Annotated in this window: 21 protein-coding genes; 3 read left to right on the plus strand and 18 right to left on the minus strand. The window is 41.7% G+C overall.

Annotation, left to right across the window (positions count from 1 at the left end; translation table 11 throughout):
- Positions 1–8: 8 nt before the first annotated feature.
- The 15 genes from I6N96_RS09940 to I6N96_RS10010 form a co-directional block, all read right to left on the minus strand.
- On the minus strand, positions 9–1,292 hold the full coding sequence (locus I6N96_RS09940) for a T7SS effector LXG polymorphic toxin (RefSeq protein ID WP_209557401.1): 1,284 nt from the start codon (positions 1,290–1,292) through the stop codon (positions 9–11).
- Positions 1,289–1,681: a DUF3958 family protein gene (locus I6N96_RS09945; protein ID WP_209557402.1), complete on the minus strand. Its 393-nt coding sequence runs from the start codon at positions 1,679–1,681 to the stop codon at positions 1,289–1,291. The genes I6N96_RS09940 and I6N96_RS09945 overlap by 4 nt, the downstream gene beginning before the upstream one ends.
- Positions 1,678–1,995 carry a TIGR04197 family type VII secretion effector gene (locus I6N96_RS09950; RefSeq protein ID WP_245186914.1) on the minus strand — a complete coding sequence of 106 codons (318 nt, stop codon included), beginning with the start codon at positions 1,993–1,995 and terminating at the stop codon, positions 1,678–1,680. Before I6N96_RS09950 ends, I6N96_RS09945 begins: the two co-directional genes overlap by 4 nt.
- A gap of 538 nt (positions 1,996–2,533) precedes the next feature.
- Complete coding sequence (locus I6N96_RS09955) at positions 2,534–2,839, minus strand: hypothetical protein (protein WP_209557403.1); 306 nt, start codon at positions 2,837–2,839, stop codon at positions 2,534–2,536.
- Between the two features lie 370 nt (positions 2,840–3,209).
- Positions 3,210–3,914: a purine-nucleoside phosphorylase gene (deoD, locus tag I6N96_RS09960; RefSeq protein ID WP_209557404.1), complete on the minus strand. Its 705-nt coding sequence runs from the start codon at positions 3,912–3,914 to the stop codon at positions 3,210–3,212.
- Between the two features lie 36 nt (positions 3,915–3,950).
- On the minus strand, positions 3,951–4,769 hold the full coding sequence (locus tag I6N96_RS09965) for a purine-nucleoside phosphorylase (RefSeq protein ID WP_209557405.1): 819 nt from the start codon (positions 4,767–4,769) through the stop codon (positions 3,951–3,953).
- Between the two features lie 10 nt (positions 4,770–4,779).
- Positions 4,780–5,946, minus strand: a complete 1,167-nt coding sequence (deoB, locus tag I6N96_RS09970) for a phosphopentomutase (protein ID WP_209557406.1) — start codon at positions 5,944–5,946, stop codon at positions 4,780–4,782.
- A gap of 532 nt (positions 5,947–6,478) precedes the next feature.
- The gene (locus tag I6N96_RS09975; protein WP_209557407.1) at positions 6,479–7,441 is read right to left on the minus strand and encodes an ABC transporter permease; all 963 of its coding nucleotides are present in this window, start codon (positions 7,439–7,441) and stop codon (positions 6,479–6,481) included.
- Complete coding sequence (locus I6N96_RS09980; RefSeq protein WP_245186915.1) at positions 7,441–8,577, minus strand: ABC transporter permease; 1,137 nt, start codon at positions 8,575–8,577, stop codon at positions 7,441–7,443. The genes I6N96_RS09975 and I6N96_RS09980 overlap by 1 nt, the downstream gene beginning before the upstream one ends.
- Positions 8,570–10,138, minus strand: a complete 1,569-nt coding sequence (locus I6N96_RS09985; protein WP_347339079.1) for an ABC transporter ATP-binding protein — start codon at positions 10,136–10,138, stop codon at positions 8,570–8,572. The genes I6N96_RS09980 and I6N96_RS09985 overlap by 8 nt, the downstream gene beginning before the upstream one ends.
- Positions 10,139–10,676: 538 nt before the next feature.
- The gene (locus I6N96_RS09990; protein WP_209557409.1) at positions 10,677–11,783 is read right to left on the minus strand and encodes a BMP family lipoprotein; all 1,107 of its coding nucleotides are present in this window, start codon (positions 11,781–11,783) and stop codon (positions 10,677–10,679) included.
- 368 nt (positions 11,784–12,151) lie between these two features.
- Positions 12,152–12,547: a cytidine deaminase gene (locus I6N96_RS09995; RefSeq protein WP_209557410.1), complete on the minus strand. Its 396-nt coding sequence runs from the start codon at positions 12,545–12,547 to the stop codon at positions 12,152–12,154.
- A gap of 82 nt (positions 12,548–12,629) precedes the next feature.
- Complete coding sequence (deoC, locus tag I6N96_RS10000; protein WP_086349867.1) at positions 12,630–13,292, minus strand: deoxyribose-phosphate aldolase; 663 nt, start codon at positions 13,290–13,292, stop codon at positions 12,630–12,632.
- Between the two features lie 207 nt (positions 13,293–13,499).
- Positions 13,500–14,801 carry a pyrimidine-nucleoside phosphorylase gene (locus tag I6N96_RS10005; RefSeq protein ID WP_209557411.1) on the minus strand — a complete coding sequence of 434 codons (1,302 nt, stop codon included), beginning with the start codon at positions 14,799–14,801 and terminating at the stop codon, positions 13,500–13,502.
- Positions 14,802–14,924: 123 nt separating this feature from the next.
- Complete coding sequence (locus tag I6N96_RS10010) at positions 14,925–15,950, minus strand: LacI family DNA-binding transcriptional regulator (RefSeq protein WP_209557412.1); 1,026 nt, start codon at positions 15,948–15,950, stop codon at positions 14,925–14,927.
- Between the two features lie 158 nt (positions 15,951–16,108).
- Here I6N96_RS10010 and add point away from each other — a divergent pair, with 158 nt between their 5' ends.
- Positions 16,109–17,146, plus strand: coding sequence for an adenosine deaminase (add, locus tag I6N96_RS10015; RefSeq protein ID WP_209557413.1), 1,038 nt, complete (start codon positions 16,109–16,111; stop codon positions 17,144–17,146).
- Positions 17,143–18,018: a PhzF family phenazine biosynthesis protein gene (locus I6N96_RS10020; RefSeq protein WP_209557414.1), complete on the plus strand. Its 876-nt coding sequence runs from the start codon at positions 17,143–17,145 to the stop codon at positions 18,016–18,018. The genes add and I6N96_RS10020 overlap by 4 nt, the downstream gene beginning before the upstream one ends.
- 86 nt (positions 18,019–18,104) lie before the next feature.
- On the opposite strand, the gene I6N96_RS10025 is transcribed toward I6N96_RS10020, so the two are convergent.
- On the minus strand, positions 18,105–20,540 hold the full coding sequence (locus tag I6N96_RS10025; RefSeq protein WP_209557415.1) for a glycoside hydrolase family 3 protein: 2,436 nt from the start codon (positions 20,538–20,540) through the stop codon (positions 18,105–18,107).
- Between the two features lie 672 nt (positions 20,541–21,212).
- Between I6N96_RS10025 and I6N96_RS10030 the strand changes: the two genes are divergently transcribed.
- Positions 21,213–21,944: a TraX family protein gene (locus I6N96_RS10030; RefSeq protein ID WP_209557416.1), complete on the plus strand. Its 732-nt coding sequence runs from the start codon at positions 21,213–21,215 to the stop codon at positions 21,942–21,944.
- A 112-nt stretch (positions 21,945–22,056) separates the two neighbouring features.
- Here I6N96_RS10030 and I6N96_RS10035 read toward each other — a convergent pair whose 3' ends face one another.
- Complete coding sequence (locus tag I6N96_RS10035; protein WP_209557417.1) at positions 22,057–23,040, minus strand: hypothetical protein; 984 nt, start codon at positions 23,038–23,040, stop codon at positions 22,057–22,059.
- 297 nt (positions 23,041–23,337) lie between these two features.
- On the minus strand, positions 23,338–23,943 hold the full coding sequence (locus I6N96_RS10040; RefSeq protein ID WP_209557418.1) for a class I SAM-dependent methyltransferase: 606 nt from the start codon (positions 23,941–23,943) through the stop codon (positions 23,338–23,340).
- Positions 23,944–24,141 lie beyond the last annotated feature (198 nt).

The following is a 24,141-nucleotide window of genomic DNA, read 5'->3' on the forward strand; positions in this document are numbered from 1 at the left end:
TTAATTCCTCATTTCTTATAGTTATGTCCTCTTATAACATCTTTAAGTCTCAAACTACCATCTTTGAGCCTTTCGTATACCCCTCTGATCCCTCCTCTATTCCCACCAGTACCTTTTCCTTTTACATCAAAAGCTCTTTGACCTTTTCTATCTCCTTGCAAAGCATGGTCATTCAAACCAGTCTTATCTCCTTTAGATAATTTGTCTAATGCTTCATCGAATATTTTTTTCTGTTCAGGCGAAAGTTTCTTTATCTTCCGTTGAACATCTTTGGGTATCTCAATTTCAACCTCTTCAGCATCGCTCCTAGATATCGTGATACCATTCTTCATCTGATCCAGAAACTGCTGGCCAACCTTTAGTGCTCCCAGCCCTTTCACAAGCTTGTCTATAGCACCCAGGTTTCCAAATATTCCGGCTCCTGGAAGATAGGTCACTTCATTTTTGATGATCTTCAGTTCTTTTACGGTATACTGGTCCTTTGCCAGATGTTCTCCGTATTCTTCCAACAGAGCATAAAGCTCCGGATGGTCTTTTTTGGATAGTCGCTGACCGTCTTTGATGATTGTCCAACTCTTTCCATATTTGCCGCCATACTCTATACATTCTATCTCATAAGCATTCAATCGTGCCAGTCTCTTTTGGATCTCCTGCTTGTTTCGCTCTTCTCTTTCCCGCCAAGCTTCATTGATCGGCTTCGTCCATGATAGGTTCAGCTTTGAAATATCAAAGGTGCCAGTGCTTGGATTCCATGCTGTACAGTTTTCGATAGCTGATAAGCCTTGTTCCAAGTTATCCAGATTCGCTTCCACCTCGGAAAAGATTCCTGTGGATTTCGCATCAAAGCTGTAGAGATCGTTCAGCTTTTCCTCCAGCTTGCCAATACCCTCTTGCATACGCATATAGGCTTGTTCCATACGCTGGTTGGTCTTCTCTTCCTTGTTCAGCACCTCCGCATAGGATTTCAACAGGTTCTGTCCCTGTTGGATTTGTGCCTTCAACCGATCTTCCTCTACATCACAGGTATCCACCATCGCTTGAAATTCCTCCGGGAATTTCGTATGGGCTTCGATCATGGACTCCCCCACCAAAATCAGCGCACTGCTGATAGGCGGATAGACCGCCGTGAAATACCGTTTTGCTGATTTATACGTTTCACCAGATAGCGGTGCCCTTAAAAAGGTATTGATACTATCCTTCAAAGTGCCGGCATGTTGAATGTAAGCATTGGCGACGGATACCGCCGAACTGCTTTGTGCCTGAACCTCTCCAATATAAAAATTGATACTCAACTCTTTTCCCCCTTTTTATCTTTCATCTCCTTCAACTGATTGTTTTCTCCCAACAACAAGCTTCGTCTCTCACTAAGAAGCGCTTCTTCTTTTATAGTAAGAGCTTTTGCCTCTTCGTAAAGAGCCTCCCGTTCTTCCTCCAACTCTGCCAAGTTTTTTCTCTGAAGAAAGGACAGCTCTTCTTCCATTTCTGCAAAATAATCGTGATGCTCTCCCCTATTTGTATAAATGAGTTCATTTAGATACGCTTCTTGTTTTTTCGCCAATAGGCGATAATCGTTTTCTCGTTCCTCCAGCTTCCATGACGCTTTGCGATTTTTCTCCTGATTCGCAACTACTGCTGAAAGCTGTTTTAGAATAGCCAGCTCCTGATCCTCTACCTCTCTCATGAGGAGCCGCCTGTACCAGGACCGGAAAGGATACTGAATCCATCAAATTTCTGACCCAGCTTTTGATCAATGGCAGAAAACTCTTGTGCCACCGAATGAATATTATTGCCGTCTCTTGCCAAAGCATTGGAAATCCGCTGCCCTGATTGAACCGTTCTCTGAATACTACTCTTTGCGTTATTGTTTCCTGATACGGTGGTTCGACTACTGCTGTTTCCTGTTGTCGACACACTGGCTAATGCACTGGCAGCTTGACTCATTCTCTGTGAGGCAGCGGCTGCAACCCCCAACTTAACTGATACTTCACTCATCATTTATTTCCTCCTTTATTTTAGTTTAGATAAAAATATACAAATAAACAAGACAATAAAAAAGGAAAATAGCGCTATTTGACTAAAAAATAACATTAATTATACTTAGAATAGGAACGAATTCCTTCTCATTACCATATTACAAAAATTAAAAAATAAATATCAAAAATTTTATTTACTATTCACTTTTTTAGGCATGTTTCTTACTTTTGATAGAGATTCAAAACTGAAGCAGCAACATATAATATATTAAAAAGAGTGTAAGACAATATTCAAATTAGAAATTGTCTTACACTCTAAACACAAAATAAACGGCGAGCCAAAAACTGCTCCTTCGAAATTAAGCCGAAATTGCTTTAACACACAGAAACTACCGCAGTAGATCTGATGCGGCAAAGTACCTACTTGGATACTGAAACTATGAACAGCTATCTTCGTCTATTTCTTCTTATTTCTCGGAGCATTCACTTTCGGCTCAGCCTCTTCTATAATTTACATAATCAATTTTTCTTATTACTCTTCTCTTAGGTCTTGCTAGCACTCATTGATCTACTTGAACCCCTAAAGGAATAGCTTCGTAATGCCCTCCATTATCTTTTGATACTCGTTCCATGAAATCATCAAAATGTTCTGACTTGTAAATTAGAACATTACTTTTTCCCTGCAGCAGCTTAGCAAAAGTTTCTCTATTAAACTTATTGAATATATCAAATCGACCACAAGTAAATTGTCTCAAGCAAACATTTTCGTCATCATCTTGAAAAATAATATCAATAACAAACGCTAAAAATGTTTTACTTAACCTTATCCCTAAAATATTTTTTTCTCTATAGTTCCAACAATCCACTTCAATATAATCAAGGTCAACTGGATCTAGAGGGGTAAAATAGACGGATTTTTTGCCAAAATAAAGAAAGAAGGCCGTTCCTCCAAGCGCTGACCCCTCGTCAGGCTCGCCGCATCTTACAGATCTGCCTAAAACGAATTCCTCTTCTGGATAGTTTTTTCTAAGTAGGAAATATAGTTTGATTCATCACTTCTTATTTTCATTTCATCCTCCTATTTTGCTCAAACAACGATAACAACAGCATACCATATACAGCCGTACAGAAAGCAGTTTTCTAACTAATTCTAATGACGTAAAAAATCGTTCTCAGAAATTAGAGTTATCGTCTAATTTTTGAGAACGATTTGGTCATATCACTAGACTATCATTACTACGCGATTGCCGTTTCCAATCCAACCTCAATCATTTCATTAAAGGTCGTTTGTCTTTCTTCTGCGGTTGTTTCTTCGCCTGTGATAATATGGTCGCTAACTGTACAAATAGCTAATGCCTGTACATGGAATTTCGCACCTAGATAGTATAAAGCTGCTGCTTCCATCTCAACACCAAGAACGCCAAGCTCTGCCAGCTTCATGGTTTCAGTAGTATCATCTTTATAGAATGTATCTTCTGACAAGACATTCCCAACGTGTGTCGTAAAGCCCTTTTCCATTGAAAGCTTGTAAGCCTTCAGCAATAAATCAAAATCCCCGATTGGAGGGAAGTGGAATTGCTGGAAGTTCTTCGCAATCATGGAAGAGCTTGTCGCTGCTCCTTGCGCGATAATCAAATCGCGAACGTGAACATCTGTTGAAAGTGCACCGCAAGTCCCTACACGAATCAGTTTTTTCACGTCATAAGAATTGATCAGTTCATGGGCATAAATCGTCGCTGACGGCATACCCATCCCTGTTCCTTGAACAGAAATACGCTCACCTTTATACGTACCTGTATAGCCCAACATCCCTCGAACCTGATTGTAACAGACAGGGTTTTCTAAAAATGTTTCAGCAATATACTTTGCTCTCAGCGGATCGCCCGGTAATAAAATTTTATCAGCAATTTCACCTTGTTTCGCTTCGATATGAACACTCATTTGTTTCGCCCCTTTTTTCTTATTTTTCGAACTAAATTATAACTCCTCCAACGTTCTCTTGATCAGCTGTTTAAACTGTTCTTTCACACGCTGCGTTGTTTCAACAACTTCCTCATGGTTCAAACTGCTTTGCATGCCGGCAGCCAAGTTAGTAATACAAGAAATACCAAGGACCTTCAAGCCGCTATGTGCTGCTACGATAACCTCTGCGACTGTGGACATGCCCACTGCATCTGCTCCCATTGTACGAGCCATGTGGATTTCAGCTGGTGTTTCATACGTAGGACCGGAGAAGCCCATATAAACACCCTCTTGTAATGACATCCCTTGATCAGCGGCGACCTTTCTTGCTGTTTCTTGATAGGTTTTCGTATATGCTTGACTCATATCAGGGAAACGCGGCCCCATGTCGTCTTCATTCTCGCCAATCAATGGGTTATCTCCTGTAAAATTGATATGATCAGTGATCAGCATCAGATTTCCAGGTTCAAAGCTTTCGTTGACACCACCAGCAGCGTTCGTTACAACAATCGAGTGAATCCCCAGTGCCGCCATCATACGTACCGGATAAGTAACAACTTGCATTGAATGGCCTTCATAATAATGGAAACGCCCTTGCATAGCCAATACTTTTTTACCGGAAAGTGTGCCGTACACTAACTGCCCCGCATGACCAACAACTGTTGAAACAGAGAAATGGGGTACATCTGAGAATGGTACTGCGATTGGATTTTCTATTTCTTCTGCCAGCTCACCTAAGCCAGATCCTAGGATCAAGCCAAAATCCACCTCGCCGATTCCTTTCTCCTTCAAAAATGCTGTTGTTTCCTGTAATTGCTCTTTCAGCTTCGTCATTGTTTTCCTCCTATTTCAAGTCTTTCAAAAAACTTGTGCCATTCTCAGTTTTCGCTACATTGAAGTTTTCAGCAATCGTTGCTGAAATATCTGCATAGTGTCCTTGAGCTAATTTGCCCTGACCCTTCATATTTTTGCTGTAAACAAGCAGTGGAACATATTCTCTTGTATGGTCTGTTCCCGGGAAGGTTGGATCGTTTCCGTGATCTGCAGTGATGATCAATAGATCATCATCCTGCATCGCATCCAAAATTTCAGGCATCCGAAGATCAAATTCTTCGATAGCACGAGCATAACCGGCAACATCCCGACGATGGCCGAACAATGCATCAAAATCTACTAGGTTCGTAAAACTCAAGCCAGTAAAATCTTTTTTCATGACATTCAAGAGCTGATCGACACCATCCATGTTACTCTTCGTACGAACTGATTCCGTAATACCCTGACCATTGAAAATATCATTGATTTTCCCAACAGCGATCACATCCTTGCCGCCTTCTTTTAAAGAATCAAGCACAGTATGTCCAAATGGATCTAGCGCATAATCGTGACGATTGCTTGTACGTGTGAAATTCCCTGGTTCGCCAAGATATGGACGCGCAATGATACGACCGATCATATAAGGCTCATCTTTTGTAATATCACGAACATACTGACAAATACGGTATAGCTCTTCTAAAGGAATAATGTCCTCATGTGCAGCAATCTGCAGCACTGGATCAGCTGACGTATAAACGATCAGATCGCCTGTTTTCATTTGATGCTCGCCGTAATCATCAATGACCGCTGTTCCGCTGTATGGCTTGTTGCAGACAATCTTTCTTCCTGAAAACTCTTCGATTTGCTTTAATAACTCGTCTGGAAAACCATCAGGGAAGACACGAAAAGGCTTTTGAATATTCAAGCCCATGATTTCCCAGTGCCCAGTCATAGTATCTTTTCCAACAGAAACTTCTTCAAGCTTTGTTGCGTAGCCTAAATGATCCGCTTTGGCTTCTACATTGTGAAGAGGAGCAATTGTTCCCAGTCCTAAGTTTTCCAAGTGAGGGATTGTCAGACCAGCTTCTTTTGCAATATGACCTAATGTATCACTACCCACATCTCCAAATTTATCGGCATCTGGTGCTTCACCGATCCCAACTGAATCCATTACTACTAAATGTACACGTTTAAACATAACCATCCTTCTTTCTTCAAGTTTTGTTCAGTGCTTTATACGAGATTTGATTCCGCCAGCCCAAAGACTAAGCGCTAAAGTCGACTACCTTTATCCAATCTCGATGAAAAACAGTTGAAACTGTTTTTTTCATAACTTATTGTTTCTTTCGTAAAGCGGAGGCATTGCGTTATATGCGGTTGAGTGCAATGACGATAACCTCTTTTTTAAACGGTATTTCACATGCAGACTCCTCGGAATTAAGTCGATATTTTGTAGAAATCTGTAAACGTTTTTTTTAAATCCCGCCTTAATTCTCAAGCCTAGACGCACGTGGCACAACCTCTTGATAAACGGTATCTTTCAGTGCAACTCTCTCAGAAATAAGCCTGTATTCTGATAAAATCTGCAGAACGATTTTCCAAAATACTTTCTTATTTTTCGAGAGCTAACCGCACTGACGATAACCTCTTTTCTTCACTCTACTAATTTCCGCAAAAAAAGGCAAGACTAAAGAAATGTTCCCATAGTCCCGCCCTTTGCATACAATGATTTATTTAGACTTGATATAGTTCTGACCGTTGGCTTTCGGTCCGGAGGCTTTTCCTAAGAAAAGTACCAATACGATAATTGTCAGTACATATGGTGCTGCTTGTAGGTAAACATCCGGAATCTGAGAAATGATTGGGATGCTTGATCCGGCAATACTCAAGTTCTGAGCAAAACCGAAGAATAAAGCCGCTCCCATCGCTCCAAGAGGATTCCATTTACCAAAGATCATCGCTGCCATGGCGATAAACCCTTGACCGGCAATCGTTGTCGCAGAAAAACGTCCGGCGATTGATTGAGCAAAAACTGCTCCACCCATACCACCAAGAAATCCAGATAACATAACACCTGAATAGCGCATTAGATATACATTGATTCCCAATGTATCTGCCGCTTGCGGGTTTTCACCAACAGAGCGAAGACGTAAACCAAAACGTGTTTTGAAAATGACAAACCAAGCGATAATTGCGATAACTACAGCAAAATATGCTGGTAAGAATGTTCGTTTGAAGAACAAATCACCGATAATTGGGATTTCTCTCAATACAGGGAAAGAAAAATAACCAAATGATTTTGCGATTGTGTCTGTTTGACCTTTTCCGTAGATTACTTTGACTAAAAAGATAGCTAATGCAGGTGCCATCAGATTAATTACGGTCCCACTGATAATATGGTCTGCACGTAAATTGATAGTCGCTACAGCGTGAAGTAAAGAGAAGATCATTCCGACAGCTGCTCCGACAAGCAAGGCCAGCCATGGCGTCAAGCTTCCAAAGGTCGCCCCAAAAGTCAGGTTGAAGACAATCGAGCTGAATGCCCCCATAACCATGATTCCCTCTAGTCCAACGTTAACAATACCGCTGCGTTCTGAGAAGGTTCCGCCCAATGCAGTCAAAATCAAAGGAGTGGAGTAAAATAATGTTTGGTTGATAATTGTTTGAATTGTCGATAGTAATGCAGCATCCATTAGATTTTCCCTCCTTCTTGACTCTCATCATTTCCAGACGACTCTATTTCCTGAACAACGACAACTTCCTTCTTGCTTCCTGATGCTCTTGCCATCAAGAAACGAATCAAGTAGCTGATTCCGACAAAGAAAATGATTGATGCAATAACAACATCTACCAGTTCAGTCGGCACACCGGCTCTAAGCGGCATACCTTGTCCACCAAGCTTCAGCACACTGAACAAGATTGCGGCCAGTAGAATCCCCGCCGAGCTTCCTGCTCCAAGTAGAGAAACAGCCATTCCGTCAAAACCGATACTCAATGACGAGCCTTGTACGAAGAAGTTCTGGAATGTTCCCAAACCTTGAACTACACCGCCTAAACCAGCAAGAGCGCCGGAGATGATCATAGATAAGATGATCGTGCGTTTACTACTCATCCCTGCATATTCAGAAGCAAAAGGGTTCAACCCAACTGAACGGATTTCATACCCAACTGTTGTCTTTTTCATCATAAACCAGACAAGAACCAAGAAGATCAATGCAAGAAAAATCCCTAAGTTCATCCGAGAACCATTGGTCAGCTGTGTCAGGAAGTCACTTCTAAGTGTTCCATTGGCACCAACCATCTGAGTCACACCTTTGTTGCTCATCACATCCGGTGACATCACATTATTAACGATATGTGTACTTGCATACAGTAATACATAGTTCATCATGATCGTAACGATTACTTCACTTGTTCCAAAATACGCCCGTAAAAATCCGGGAATCGCTGCTGCTACTGCGCCAGCTAATGCACCAGCAATAACAGCTAAAGGCAATACGATAAATCGAGGACTATCAGGCATAGAAAGTGCTACCCAGATACTCGCTACCCAGCCGCAAAGTGCCTGACCGGATAACCCGATATTGAAGAAGCCAGCTGAGTTGGCGACAGAAAATCCTAATGCTGTAAAAATCAACGGTCCAGCTGTTACAAAAATTTCTCCGATATTCTTAGGTCCCTGACCAAATACAGAGGTGAACATAGCAGAATAACCTTGAACAGGTGAATAACCAAAGATCAACATAACGATTGCTCCGAGAATAAATCCCATTACCACCGAAAGGACCGGCACCATAATATTTCTCAATTTTTCTGATTTATTATTCAACAGACTCACCTGCCTTCACACTGTTTAACTCCTTACGAGCTTCTTCTAGCGAATACCCTGCCATCAACAGCCCAAGTTCATTTTCGCTTGTTTCTTTTGGATCAACGATCCCAACGATTTTCCCTGCATGAACAACTGCGATTCGATCCGAAACATTCATGATTTCATCCAGCTCAAAGCTGACAACCAGTACTGCCTTGTTTTGGTTCCGCTGTTCAATCAGACGCTTATGGATATATTCGATTGCTCCTACATCCAAACCACGTGTTGGCTGGGATACAATCAACAGATCCGGATTACGATCGATTTCTCTGGCAATGATTGCCTTTTGCTGATTTCCTCCAGACAATGCCTTGGCAGGAACCAACTCATTCGTCGTCCGCACATCATATTCTTCGATTAAATTACGTGCATATTCATTGATTTTGTTGTAATTCAATACACCGGTTTTACTCAACGGCTCTTTATAATAAGTCTGTAATGCAATATTTTCAGCTAATGTCATTTCCAGTACCAAACCGTATTTATGACGATCCTCAGGTACATGGCCTACACCTGCTTCAGTGATTTGACGAGGCTTTTGATTCACAATGGACTTGCCATTCAGTTCAATAGACCCGCTTTCGATTTTCCGCAAGCCAGTCAGGGCTTGAATAAGCTCTGATTGTCCGTTGCCATCGATCCCTGCAATCCCGACAACTTCGCCAGCTCTAACATCTAGGCTAAGCCCTTTGACTGCTTCAAGACCACGACTCTCTTTAACTACAAGGTCCTTAATAGATAGTACCGTTTCCGTTGGGTTCGCAGGTGTTTTCTCCGTTTTAAAGGAAACCGAGCGTCCAACCATCATATCCGCCAGCTGTTGAGAAGAAACATCTTTGATATCCACAGTCCCGATACTTTGTCCACGGCGGATAACCGTACAGCGATCTGCTACTTTTTTGATTTCATCTAGTTTATGGGTAATCAGAATAATCGATTTCCCTTCCTTAACAAGTCCGTGCATGATCTGGATCAGCTCATCGATTTCTTGAGGTGTCAGTACAGCCGTAGGCTCATCAAAAATCAAAATATTTGCGCCGCGATAAAGGGTCTTCAGAATTTCCACCCGCTGCTGCATCCCAACAGAAACATCACGAATATAAGCCTGCGGATTCACATCCATCCCATATCTTTTAGAGACTTCTTTAATTTCTTCAATCGCCTTTTTGCGATCCAATACCCCACCCTTAGAAGGTTCATTTCCTAAGATAATATTCTCTGTTACAGTAAACGCATCCACTAACATAAAATGCTGATGGACCATCCCAATCCCTAAACGGTTAGCAGCAGTTGGACCGTTGATATCCACTTTATTACCGTCTATGTAGATTTCTCCTGAAGTCGGTTCCAAAAGTCCGGACAATACATTCATCAATGTTGATTTCCCCGCACCATTTTCACCTAAAAGAGCATGTATTTCTCCCGGCTTCACTTTCAGGTTAATGTTGTCATTCGCCTTGAACGTGCCGAATTGTTTAGTAATATTGCGCATCTCAATCACATATTTTTCTTGAGTCACGTTTTTTTCACATCCTAACATTATTTTCACTTGCGACAAGCAACCATTTCCAAACTTTATCCTGATATAAAGACTTTAAGCAGCTGTTTCCACAATAATTTCCAAAAGATTTATAGTGACCCGGAGCAAAAAGTCAAAGGGACGTCTCCCTTCTCCCCGTCATTCAGATACGAAAATGTCTAAAAAAGGACTCAAGAAAAAACATCGAAGTTTCCTACAAAAGAATCAGAAAAAAATAAGTGCATACTTCAGATGTTGTTTCTACATTTTAGGACGGTTCCGTTTTGAAAAGACAGTTTCTGTTGTTTGACTTTTAAGAAAACAGATTAGTAAACTGGTTTATCTATCCTGCTTTCTTAGAAACCGGAACATTGATTGGATCAGCGAGGAGCTGCCGGGACTTCTATGAGTCCCAGCATTCTCGCTATCTGATTGTGACTAACATACAGTCTCAATCTCCAAATCTGTATAACTGGTGTTCCATGAGCAACTTTCGTGAAGTTCGTGCTCCTGTCACAACCTTTGTTCAACAAATTGATTAGTCTTTTACATCTTCCGGAGCTTCTGGTACTTCGATATCGCCTGCAATTACTTTTTCTTTTGCAGCATCAACCGCTTTTTGTGCATCTTCTGAAAGAGATCCAGCAGTCAAATCAACACCGCCGTCTTTCAAGCCGTATACTTTATGTTCTCCACCAGGGAATTTGTCTTCAAGAGCTAGATCAGCGATATCTTTTACAGCTGCACCCACACCTTTAAGTGTAGAAGTCAGTGTAAGATTATCATCTTTGCCATCTTTATCTGTATAAGCGCCATCTTCTTCTTGGTCTCTGTCTACACCGATAACCCAAACTTTGTCTTGGTCACCAGATTCGTTCAAATCTTTCGCTTCTTGGAAGACACCTGCTCCTGTACCGCCTGAAGCGTGGAAAATGATGTCCACTCCACCTTGGTACATAGCTGCTGCAAGAGATTTACCTTTTGCAGGATCTCCGAATGATGCTGCATATTTCACATCTACAGTAATTGTTTTGCCTAATTCTTCTGCTGCATCTGCTACACCTTGACGGAAGCCAGCTTCAAAACGGTCGATTACGACACCTTCTTCACCACCGATGAAACCTACTTTGTCAGTCTTAGTTGAGTAAGCTGCTGCTACACCAGCAAGGTAAGAAGCTTCGTTGTCTTTAAATGTAGCTGAGACAACATTGTCTTTGTCTTCAATTACACTATCAATAATTACAAATTGAGTATCTGGGTTCTGGTCAGCTGCTGCACTAACAGAATCAGCTAATAAGTAACCAATACCGAATACAGTTTTAAAACCATTTGAAACTGCTGTATCGATGTTTGTTACATATTCAGACGCATCGTTTGACTGGATATAGTCATAGCCGTCTGCACCTTTTGGCAGGTCATGTTCCTTGCCCCATTCTTGAAGGCCTTCCCACGCTGATTGGTTGAATGATTTGTCATCCACACCACCGATATCTGTTACGATAACTGCACTATGCGCCGCATCGCCTGATCCTGAACCTCCACCTGTTGAGTCAGTAGTATCGCTGTTGCCTCCGCCACATGCTGCTAAACCTAGTACTAGACCAGCTGCAAGTGCGCTTAAACCAAATAATTTCGCTTTTTTCATTTCTGTAAAGCCCCCTAAATAAAATAGTTTTGTATTTTCAACAGCCAGATGACTGAATGAAACAATTGAAATGCTGAACGGATTGTTCTGCTTACGAGCAATAAGTACGGAATGAACTCGTGATGTTCTTTATCACACGTTCGTTTCCACTTATTGTCAAGTGAGCTGATCCGTAAAGCTGGACATTGAAATGCTGAACGGATTGTTCTGCTTACGAGCAATAAGTACGGAATGAACTTGTGATGTTCTTTATCACACGTTCGTTTCCACTTATTGTCGAGTGAGCTGATCCGTAAAGCTGGACATTGAAATGCTGAACGGTTAATTTTCGTCAGCTGAATAATTAAATCAGAGTGGAGTCAAAGCTCCTACATATCTTCTTCAGTAAAGGCATACGGCAGTAATTCAGCAACTGTCGTCTCCTTCGTTACACCGTTATCACCGACAAGTGTCACAGGCATAGCTGGATCACAAAATTCGGCGATTACCTGACGACAAGCGCCGCATGGTGAAATCGGTCTTGGCGTATGTCCTGCAACAACTAAATGTTGAAAATTACGCTGTCCCTCTGAGACCGCTTTGAATATTGCTGTGCGTTCTGCACAGTTAGTCAATCCATATGAAGCATTTTCAATATTGATTCCCTGGTACGTCTGTCCATTGTCTGCTACCAGACAGGCACCTACAGGAAATTCTGAATAAGGTACATATGCCTTGTTTAATGCATCTCTTGCAACATCGACCCATTCTGTTTTCGCAGTCATTTTCTTCCCACTTTTCTATCGTTTATTCTCTACAGTACATGTAGCACCACTCCGCAAATCGTATATTAAAAGAACTCGCAGATTAGTAGCCTGTACCTGTTTCGCCATCCATAATTGCAACTCCGGCACTTGTACCGATTCTTGTTGCACCAGCGTCAACCATTGCCTGAGCTTCTTCTTTATTGTGGATACCGCCGGATGCTTTCACACCCATATCAGGACCAACAGTACTTCTCATTAATTTAACATCTTCAACTGTTGCTCCTCCAGTAGAGAATCCAGTAGATGTCTTAACAAAATCTGCGCCTGCTTCTTTAGCCATTTCACACGCTTTGATTTTTTCTTCATCTGTCAGCAAAGCTGTTTCGATAATAACTTTTACCAGTGCTTTGCCATCAGCAGCTTGAACCACTGCTTGAATGTCCTTCAATACTTTTTTATATTGCTTTGATTTCATCGCACCGACATTCAATACCATATCGACTTCATCTGCACCGTTGGCAATTGCATCTTTTGTTTCGTATGCTTTGACTTCAGAAGTATTCGCTCCTAAAGGAAAGCCGATTACAGTACAAGTTGAAACCTTTGTACCTGCTAATTTTTCATGTGCCAGTGCTACCCAATAGGGATTTACACAAACAGAGAAAAATTCATATTTTTTTGCTTCCTCGATAATTTTCAACACATCTTCCTCAGATGCATTTGCTTTTAGTATTGTGTGGTCGATCATTCGGTTTAATTCCACGTTTAACATCCTTTCCTGTCTATTGAAGAAATCATTTCGACTCCTTCTTCTTCTCAAATCAATTGCTTTCTTCACTCATGTTTGTCAAACAAGAGCACCAGAAGAAAGAACAAATTTTCTCTTTGTCCGATTCTTCATTTTATTTGTCCTTATCCGTTATAAATCCAGTTGTAACTGACATCAGACTACTATTTATATCTCTTTACATTATAAGGTAATTATATCATGAATTAGAACAGGTTCCTCGCCTGAATCACCGATTTCAATATTTTTATAAATCAATTCTTTTACTTCGTTGATTTCATTTGAATCTGCGTAGATCGTCAGTAGGGATTCACCCTCTTCAACAGGCATACCGACCTTCTTATGAAGCTTGATACCCACTGCATAATTGATGGCATCTTCCTTGGTTGCGCGACCTGCTCCTAAAAGCATTGCAGCGATCCCAATCTCATTTGCGACGATTTTTTGAACGACACCAGTGCTTTTCGCCGGCAGTTCAATTTGATACTTCGCAGTCAGCAATTGTGATGGATCATCAACAATTGAATCATCTCCACCTTGATTACGGATCATCTCTCTGAATTTCTCCAGAGCTTTTCCTGATGCCAGTGCCTCTTCCAGCAGGCTGCGAGCTTCTTCAAGGGTTGCTGCCTTTTCAGCTAGAACAACCATCTGACTGCCTAGTGCATAACACATTTCAACTAGATCCTCAGGTCCATTTCCCTGCAATGTTTCGATTGCTTCTACGATTTCCAAACTGTTACCGATTGCTTCGCCCAATGGTTGTGACATATCTGAAATCACTGCCATTGTATGGCGGTTTGCCAATTTACCGATTCGAACCATCGTTTCCGCCAGGCGTCGAGCTTCCTCGATGTTTTTCATGAAGGCTCCTTCGCCAGTTGTCACGTCCAGAACAATGGCATCTGCTCCGGCAGCTATTTTCTTACTCATGATCGAGCTGGCAATCAAAGGAATCGAATTGACTGTTGCTGTCACATCTCTTAATGCGTATAATTTTTTATCTGCCGGTGCTAAATCTCCTGATTGTCCGATAACAGCTACGTGACTTTCATTTACCAGCTGAATGAATTTCTCATCCGGCAGCTCCACTTGAAATCCCGGGATAGCTTCCAGCTTATCGATCGTTCCGCCTGTGTAGCCCAGCCCACGTCCGGACATCTTCGCCACACTAACACCTACACTCGCAACTAGCGGCGCCAAAATCAGCGTTGTTGTATCTCCTACACCACCGGTAGAATGCTTATCCACTTTGATCCCCTGAATACCGGAAAGATCGATCATCTCCCCTGAGCTAGCCATTGCCAACGTCATATCTGTAATTTCTTCATCGGTCATATCCTGATAAAAAACAGTCATTAAAAACGCGCTGAGTTGATAATCAGGAATATCGCCCTTCGTATAGCCATCAATGATGAACTGAATTTCCTCTTTGCTCAAGCTCCCGCCGTCACGTTTTTTCTCAATCAAATCTACCATTCTCATTACAATTTCCTCCGAATTCCCAATGTTGTATTATACACTAAAAAAGTCCTTCTTTAAACATTTAGTAAACCAGTTTACTGATCCTTATCAACAAAAAAGAAAGCGCTTGTAAAACGAACAATACTATTTTTTTTCCGTGTTGTCAATCGTTCGTGTGCTGTTTCTCTCTATAAACGTTGTTTCAAAAATTTTATTTGGGATCTTTTCTACATCTCCATGAATCGCTTCGACTAAGAATTTCGCTGCGTAATAGCCTATATCAAAAGCCGGCTGATAAACGGTTGTTAAGCTAGGTGCCAGATATTCAGAAATCTCCAAGCCATCAAACCCAATAACCGAAATGTCTTCAGGGATACGCAGGTTCTTTTCATAGATAGCCTGATACGCACCAATCGCCATCTCATCATTGCCGCAAAAAATTGCAGTGACTTCTTTATTTTTCAATACTTCCTTCGCTGCTCGATAGCCGCCCTTCAAGGTCAGCTCACCACTTTGAATATAGCTCTCATTCATTGGAAGATCATGCTTTTCCATCATGGCTCTGTAAGCCGCCAAACGTTCCGTCAGCTGATAATATCCTTGCTTTTCCTTCAGCATACCGATGTGCCTGTGACCATTTGAAATCAAATATTCCATCGCTCGAGAGGCGCCTTCATATTCTTCAACTAGTAATTGCCCTTCTTCTCTAGTATTGATCCCTCTATCGATCAGTACTACAGGAAAGACTGACTGCAGCTGTTTTTTCAACACATGATCCTCTGGAAGTACATTCGGTGTAGCTAGAATGATGCCGTCAACTGAACGATGCAGCAGCTCAGTCACGTACTTTGTTTCCTTCTCCACACTATGCTTGGAATTGCATAGTAGGATCATATACCCCAAAGAGTTCAGGTAGGTTTCCACACCTTCAACCACTTTGGAAAAGAAAAAATCTGTTACATCGGGAACAATCATCCCAATTGTTTTTGAATGTCTCGTAATGATATTCGAGGCGAAAAAATCCGGTTTATATTGATGCTCCTCAACGATTTCCAGCACTTTCTTTTTCGTCGCTTCACTGAATCGACTGCCCTTATTGTTGAGGATTTGAGAAACTGTTGTTACTGAGACCCCAGCCATATTGGCTATCTCTCTGATCGTCAGTTTCATCCCTGTCCCCCTCTCCCATTGACATGATGCATATGACATGGTACATTCTTCGAAATACTTTTTTTCGAAATTCTTATTGAACAATCACATAATAGCAGAAATGTTCGGAAAAAAATAGTTAAATGAAAATTTTATCATAAAAAAGGAAGGTCGGAATTTTGAAGAAAGAAATTGTATCCAAATTACCAAAAATCGAGCTACACTGCCACTTAGACGGTTCTGTAAGTTGCGAAACTTTACTGAAAATTTCCAAAAAATACACTATCGGTCTTCCTGAAGATACCGAACAATTACGTAAACTGGTAAATGCACCAGAGGATTGCCAAAATTTGAAGGACTACTTGACCTGCTTCGATGTTATTTTATCCTGTTTACAGACAGAAGAAGCCTTGGAAATGGCTGCATTAGATGTACTCGCTCAAGCGGCTCAAGATGGTATCTCTTATATCGAGCTTCGCTTTGCACCAACCCAACATCAGGAACAGGGGCTGTCATTAGTTCAAGTTGTTACTGCTGTTCTCAGAGGTTTGAACGCTGGAGAAGCACGATATGGCATAAAGAGCAATGCTCTGCTTTGCGGGATGCGCCACGATCAGCAGGAAAGGCTGGAAGAGGTCGTTCGTTTGGCGAAAGACTATCAAGGGAAAGGAATCGTAGCTTTCGATCTGGCTGGAGATGAAGCGGCCTATCCACCTGAAAATTTCAAAGAAACTCTTGAACTGGCAAACCAGCTAACGATCCCTCTGACCTTGCACGCCGGAGAATGCGGCTGCGGGAAGAATGTCGCTGATTCCATAAAGTTGGGTGCCAAGCGTATCGGTCATGGCATTGCGCTCAAAGATACCCCGGAATATTTTGATTTGCTACGTGAAAAAGATATTTTGCTTGAAATCTGCCCCACAAGCAACTTTCAAACAAAAACGGTCAATTCATTAGAGGACTATCCTTTCCGACAATTTCTAAAAGAGCAAATCAAGGTTTGCGTCAACACTGACAATCGAACGGTTTCCAATACAAATTTAGTGGAGGAGTATATGAAGCTGTCTGAATGGTTCCAACTGACCTACGAAGAGATGGAGCAATTGAATCATAATGCTGTGGATGGTGCTTTTATTTCTGATCAAGAAAAATCAATCCTTCATCAGCAATTGACGAAAGAATATAAAAAATTTAGGACGGAGAATGTTTCTTCATGAAAATAAAAAGCTATGTATTACATGCATTTACAAAGGGGAAAGCTGGCGGCAATCTTGCTGGTGTCGTTTTAAATGCTGAAGAGCTTTCAGAAACAGATATGCAAGCTATCGCAAAAACACTTGGCTTTTCAGAAACTGCTTTCCTGCTGTCTTCGGATCAAGCCGATTGGCGAATTCGCTATTTCACACCTGCTGAAGAAGTCCCTATCTGCGGTCATGCAACGGTTGCACTATTCTCTGCCTTAAAGCAAAAAAATATTGCCGCTGCAGGTAGTTACACAATAGACACAGATGCAGGGATCTTATCAGTAAAAACCACTGAGACAGATCAAGTGTTTCTTCAGCAGAACACTCCTCAGTATCTAGATGTTTTACCATCAGAAGAGATTGCTGATTCCTTGAATATTCCTGCTGATTCACTTCACGACACACTGCCTGTTCAGATCGTCTCTACAGGCTTGAAGGATATATTAGTACCTATCAAAAACTTAAAGACATTGACAGAACTGGTGCCTGATTTCGACAAAATCACACAGATCAGCAAAAAATATCAAGTGACCGGGTACCATATTTTTTCACTGGAAACGCAACAACCAACATCTACCGCTCACTGTCGTAACTTCGCTCCTTTGTTCGATATTCCAGAAGAAAGTGCTACTGGTACATCCAATGCGGCACTCGCTTGCTATTTGACAAAGCAGTTGGATTCCTCAGCCTTACAGACAGATGCGCCGCTGATTTTTGAGCAGGGCTATTCGATGGATAAGCCTTCTGAAATCATCGCTTTACTGACACAGGAACATGGAGCAGTCAGCAGTATTTATGTTGGCGGAACGGCTTCTAAACTGATTGAAAAAGAAATAGAGATTTAGAAAAAGAACAGGGACTGGCCTATTTGCCGGTCTCCTGTTCCTTTTTTTGTTTTATCTTCTATTTTACCAACTCATGATGGAAGCAATCACTTCACATATTTTTCCGTACGCGCATCCGATATCTGTCCTTCGTAGTTCAGACCATAGCCGAAGTCATAGGTATTTCCTTCTGAGTCTTTATAGGATTCCATGTCGTGAGCTACATCTTCCTCCTGCTTCTCAACAGTTTCCATATCTGCTGGGAACTGCATTGGAAGAAGCCCTTTCGGCTCCTGTTTTCCTAAAAGGATATCAAAGTACGCCTGATCGCTGACAGAGAAGCCAGTGATAATTGCATCCGCATCCTTCTCAAATTCGCTGACAACAACTGGATTTTTCGCTTTCAATACCACAACGACCGGAACCTTTTTCCCTGTTTCTTTTTCGATGGCTTCACTCTGCTTTTTCGCATTCTTAAAGGCTTCCAAATCGTAGCTATTGCTGATGATCGCCGTTTCTCCATAGTAACTGCGGTTTTCTTTTGTGCCGTCTGCCAGAACATCCCCACTGATCGATGTTTTTCTCACTGCGTCACCGTCTGCTTTGTAGGTTCCGTATTGCAAACTAAGGGGATAGAAGGTGTCGTCCTTCAAGCCTGCGCTGCTGAATGGGCTGCCATTATCAGGACTACCCATCCCTACGACAATCATATCCACATCTTTCAGATCCGGTGCTTCAAAGCCGGTCACTTTTCCATCTTTTTCAACTGGTGTGTCCGTCAACACTTCCTTGAAGTATCCTTCCGCAATTTCCACGTTCATTGTCGGATCTGCTGTGTCTTTCGCATCTGCAAAAACAGTTTTAAATTCATGATGAATCGAGCTTGGAATATACACAACTTTATCCTTATAATCTACTTCAACATCTGCTTCCTTGATTGTGTCATCACTGTTTTTCAACATAACAACTGAATCCAGCTGTGCCTGATAACCAGCCTCATTTTTCTCTTTGCTGCCGACAATCTCAGAAGAAGATTCCAAAGATAGGTACGGATTTTCAAAAATTCCCGGAAGCATCATCATCTTCACTAAGCGAGCACCAGACTGCTGGAAGCGCTCCTCAGCGGAAATATCCACATCGCCCTTTTCATAGGCTTCATCCCAGATGTCGTAGGCATCGAGAACTGGCTGGATTGCATTATTCCCGCCAAACATATCCACACCTGTCAACAGCACTTCATAGTGACGCTGTGCCACTGTTTCATCTTCTACGCCCCAAGCAGTTCCGATCCCCAACACATTATCAGGGTCATCGATCGCTGAGGTCACTGTCCAGTCTGTACAAATGATTCCTTCATAGCCATTATCCTTGCGCAAAATATCGATTTTGTCTTTATCATAAGCAGATCCTTTATTTACCCCAAACAATGGGTTGCCATCCTTATCGATTGCGACAGAATACGAACTCATGACAGAAGCAGCTTCCTTTGTTTCTCCATCTAGATTCAGTGCACCATCAATAAACGGTTTCAAATGTTCTTCAAAATTGCCGCCAGGATAAACCGCATATTTTCCGCTGTTCATATGAGACTCACGACCACCTTCGCCCATACCGTCTCCTGGGAAATGCTTGACCATCGCATTGATTGAATCTGCGCCCCAGCCAATATCTTTGCCGTCTGCGTCATATGAAGACTGGGAACCATCCACATAAGCCTTCGCCATATCCGTAGCCAGTGCTGTATCTTCCCCAAACGTCCCATCTGCACGCAGCCAACGTGGATCAGTCGCTAATTCAATCTGCGGGCCTAATGCCGTAGCGATCCCCATTGCCCGATATTCTTCTGAAGCTGCTTGTGCAAATGTCAACATCGTTTCAGTGTCAAAGGTTGCCGCAATACCTAGATTTGATGGCCATCTGGAGATGTCATCCCCTTCTGCGTTATAGGCTGCATCAGAACCAGCCGTACTTCGAGGATCAGAACTAAAGTTGACAGGGATAAATTTCTTTCCTTCTCCTGTACTCAATTCCTCCACATAAGCCTGCATTTCGTTATTCCAATTGACTGCCGCTTCTACATCGTTGCCGCCTGCATTCAACACATTCCTTAAATTGTCATCTTTCAGATAAGCCTTCTGATCATCGGTCAATCCGTTTTCCGGCTCTCTTTCATGACTACTGAACAGCATCAATCCAGCAATTTCTTCCTTAGTCAGCTCTTCTGCGAGAGACTTCGCCCGCGCATCAATATCTTTACGCCAGTCTTCCCATTCATCCAGTTTGCCGTTGCCGTTCATATCCTTGAAGGCATACGTATAATCGCCATCTTCTTCCTCCAGAAGAGTGACGCCGCCATCCTTCAGATACCCTAAAACAGCTCCGCCATTCGGATTTTCCACCTGTACATAGGTCACATTCCCCTCTGTTTTTTCCTCTGTCGTATATTTTTCCGGAGAAGCATCCTTTAGCTTTTCTTCCTGACTACAAGCTGCCAACAATACAGACAATGATAACAATGTGATGAATTTCCCTACTTTTTTCACAATATTCCTCCGCTCTTTTTCATTCTCAAATCCTAATTAATAAACCTGAAAGAAAACATGCAGGAAATAATCCTCCCTTCTGATCCCCTTCCCTTGGTGCATCCCTTCAGTGATTACAACCATACCCAAACGCTTAAAATCCTGTTGGATCTACTGCTGCAGCCATAAAAAAAGACCTGAATGAACCAAAAAGGGGCACGCCGCAAGGCATGTTTCTTGGTCCATACAGGTTTAGCTTGTCTGTAAACAATCACTATCCATTTGGAAAATATTCTACTCTATTCCACTTCATTGTAGAAGATAGAGCTAAAAATGTCAACGCTTTCTTTTTTATTTATAAGGAAGAAATAGTTAGTGGATAGTGTGATAAATGGATGTTTCCTCTCTGTTTCTGCGTAAGAGTACCTCCTACACTCACCATCAAAGAACACATTATAATCCATTCATCTCCTACCTTTCAATTTTGTTCGTTTCCTGTTCGTTCATTCCATGGAGCAGTTCAGTTCCCCATGGTAAATTAGTAGCTGTAGGAGCTTGGAAGCACCTTTCTCCCTTGCAAATCAGCTACTCTGACAAGACCACTGGAAGACGCTGATAAAGGTCTGCTTCCAAGCTTAGACCTTGTTAACTGAAATCATTTCACATAACCATAAAAGAAAAGGACGTGCTTTTTTGAATGCAAATCAACTAAAATTTTTTATGATGGGATTGATGGTTCTTGACCATATTTCCTTCTTCGTTTCAGATACCACCTCGATCATTTTTCATATCATCACACGATGTGTCGGTGTTTTCTTTGCTTACATGATCGTTGAAGGGTTCTTCCATACTAGAAATCGGAAAAACTATTTCCTTCGGTTAGCTGGTGCTGCGGGCATCATGCTCATCGGCAATAGCTTACTGAACCTTTGGATAAAAAATCCGGCAGTACAGGCTCACAACAATATTTTCCTCACGTTGACAGTGGGCTTGCTGCTGTTGATTATCGTCGATTGGATCAAGACTGTTCCGGTGATCGCCTTCAAGCTTGCCGGAATTCTAGCAGCTGTGGGGGTATTAGCTGTGGGCTCTATGTTTACCGAGGGCGGCACTGTTCTTCTTCCTTTCATCCTGATCACTTACTTTACGTACCAAAAAGTGTTGTTGCGTGATGCCTGCTACCTCATATTTTCTCTTTTACTACTCTTTACCAGCTTTCAATGGATGGGCGACTGGTCGAATACATTAATGATGTTAGGGATGAATTCAGACTTCGCATTCATCTCAGTCATTCCCTTTCTGCATCTATACAATGGAGAAAAAGGAAAGACTTCAGACTTTTCAAAATATGCCTTCTACGTTTTTTATCCACTGCATTTATGGGTGATTGCGATCGTCTCTAACTTAATGGTTATCAATGGATAATTGGACGCTCTTTTTCGGTTATTAAAGAAGAGCAGGAGCTGCTTCAATCAGAATGAAGCAGCTCCTGCTCTTTGTATATCCATATCTTATGGCTAACACAAAGCCAATGTAATCAAGGCTGACTGCTGTTCATAATGCCCAGTGTAAGTTCAGATAAAAATCGATCAGTATCCTTTACAAAATCAGTATGTCTGCCATTTCCATTTTCATAAAGCTGAATAGCCGGCAGCTCTGCTTGGAGGATTCGATTCATCAAATCCATTTTTTCTGGATACTGGTAGAACAACTGACCTTTAGGATAGCTGGATTCTTTATGCCAACGTTCAAAATCTGAAAAAAAGCTCCAATGTTTTGGTTGTTTGATTTGTATAAAAAAGGATGGATCAACATAGTAAGCAAAACGGTACCAGCCGTGAACTTGCAGTGGAAAAGATTTGAACGGAGCACTAACCTCACTCAATCGTTGGTACGCTTTACAAAGTGCTTCTAAATGCTCACTGCATGCCGTTGCATCTCGCTCAAGCAGTGCAAGTAAATATAAAATACTTTCTTTCTCCCAAGTTGTTTTTTTCTTCGCCAAAAATTTGTCAGCAAGAACTTTTGTTTCAATAAACCGTTCATCCTGATGATAGATCATGATTTCCATAAAATTTCGACAGATTTCAGTATAAAATTTACCTTTTCCTGAAGGAAAATTTTTTGGAAAAAAGATTGAAAGTTCATCAAAATTGTTACAAGTGAATGCCGCAAGCAAATCCCAGAGGGCATTTGAATGATCCGTTCCACTTGCCAATGTGGCTCCATAGATTAAGTTAAATCGAGTGTTTTGATAGATTACATTATTAAGCAATGCCCAGTCTCTCTGTTGCATGGCATGCATGTAACTAAAGCGCATTTTACGACCAAGAATTCCTAAATAAATCTTGACTTGTCTATTGGTATCTGGAAATTCTTGAGAGAGGTACTTCTTGTAAATCTCTTCATTTTCAACTTCAAAATCTTCTATATTTAATGAAATCTGCGGCGCGCCAAATTTTTCAATCCCCTTATTGTAATCATTCATCCATGCAGTAATGAATTTCTCCACATTGCTCATGTCATTCTCTCCTTCAATTTTCCACATCGAATCCTCTATTCATCCTTGAGAGCATCTTATTATGCAAACTTTTCCTGGAAAAAACAAATGGATTTCCGTCCACAATCAACAAACATATGTAAGAAGCGAACCTTTCATCTCATTCATAGTCCCTTCTTCTATAGTTTAGTTTAGCTCATTGATCGTATCAAGTAGCTTTTGAATAAAAAAACACTAACAAGTTCTATGTTAGTGTTCAAATGACAGATAATATTCTCTGATAGAGGATAGCTACGAAAAAAGCGAAGCGCCTTTGATTCAGCCTTCCTTAACACTTCTAAGAATGTAGTAGCCTTTATCCTTCGTCACGATTTCAACATTGCCGAAAACTTCTTCCATTCGCTTCTGAGCACTTGGCGCCCCTTGCTTCTTTTGAATAACGACTGTTAAAGTCCCTCCGACCGCCAACAACGGTTCAGCTTCGATCAATATCTCATGAACGACCTTCTTGCCTGCACGAATCGGCGGATTGCTGACAATTGCAGCGTATTGTTTTTCATGAAGTGTCGCATAGATATTTGACGTGTGGATATCCACGTTCTCTATGTGATTCTTTTGTGCATTCTCCTCGGCTAATGATACTGCCCGCTGATTGACATCGATCATTTCAACTGTTCTTCCAGACGCATACGCTAGTGAAAGACCAATTGGACCATAGCCGCAGCCGACATCCAGGATTCTTCCTTCCGGCAGACTATCCCAATCAAAGGCATCGATCAGAACGCGCGAACCATAGTCTACACCATTACGTGAGAATACGCCGCTGTCTGTCATAAAACGAAAATTTTTCCCAACCAGCTCAAAGGACCATTCTTCAATATCATGTGCTGTATTAGGATTTTCAGTATAATAATGGTTTGTCATTGTCTCGTTCCTTTACTCAAAGAGGTCGGGACAAAAGTGGGATGCTCCATGAACTAAGGCAGGATCTGTGAAGTGTCTCCATCAACTTCTACACATGAAGCATGCTAGAGTTGCAGGACTTGGCTCTTCTCATATTTCTTAATTCCGAAGGAACAGCTTTTGTACCGCCATTTATTCGTATTTAGAGAGTAGGGCAAC

This window comes from Enterococcus larvae, from assembly GCF_017830045.1.
In the GTDB taxonomy this organism is placed as follows: domain Bacteria; phylum Bacillota; class Bacilli; order Lactobacillales; family Enterococcaceae; genus Enterococcus_L; species Enterococcus_L larvae.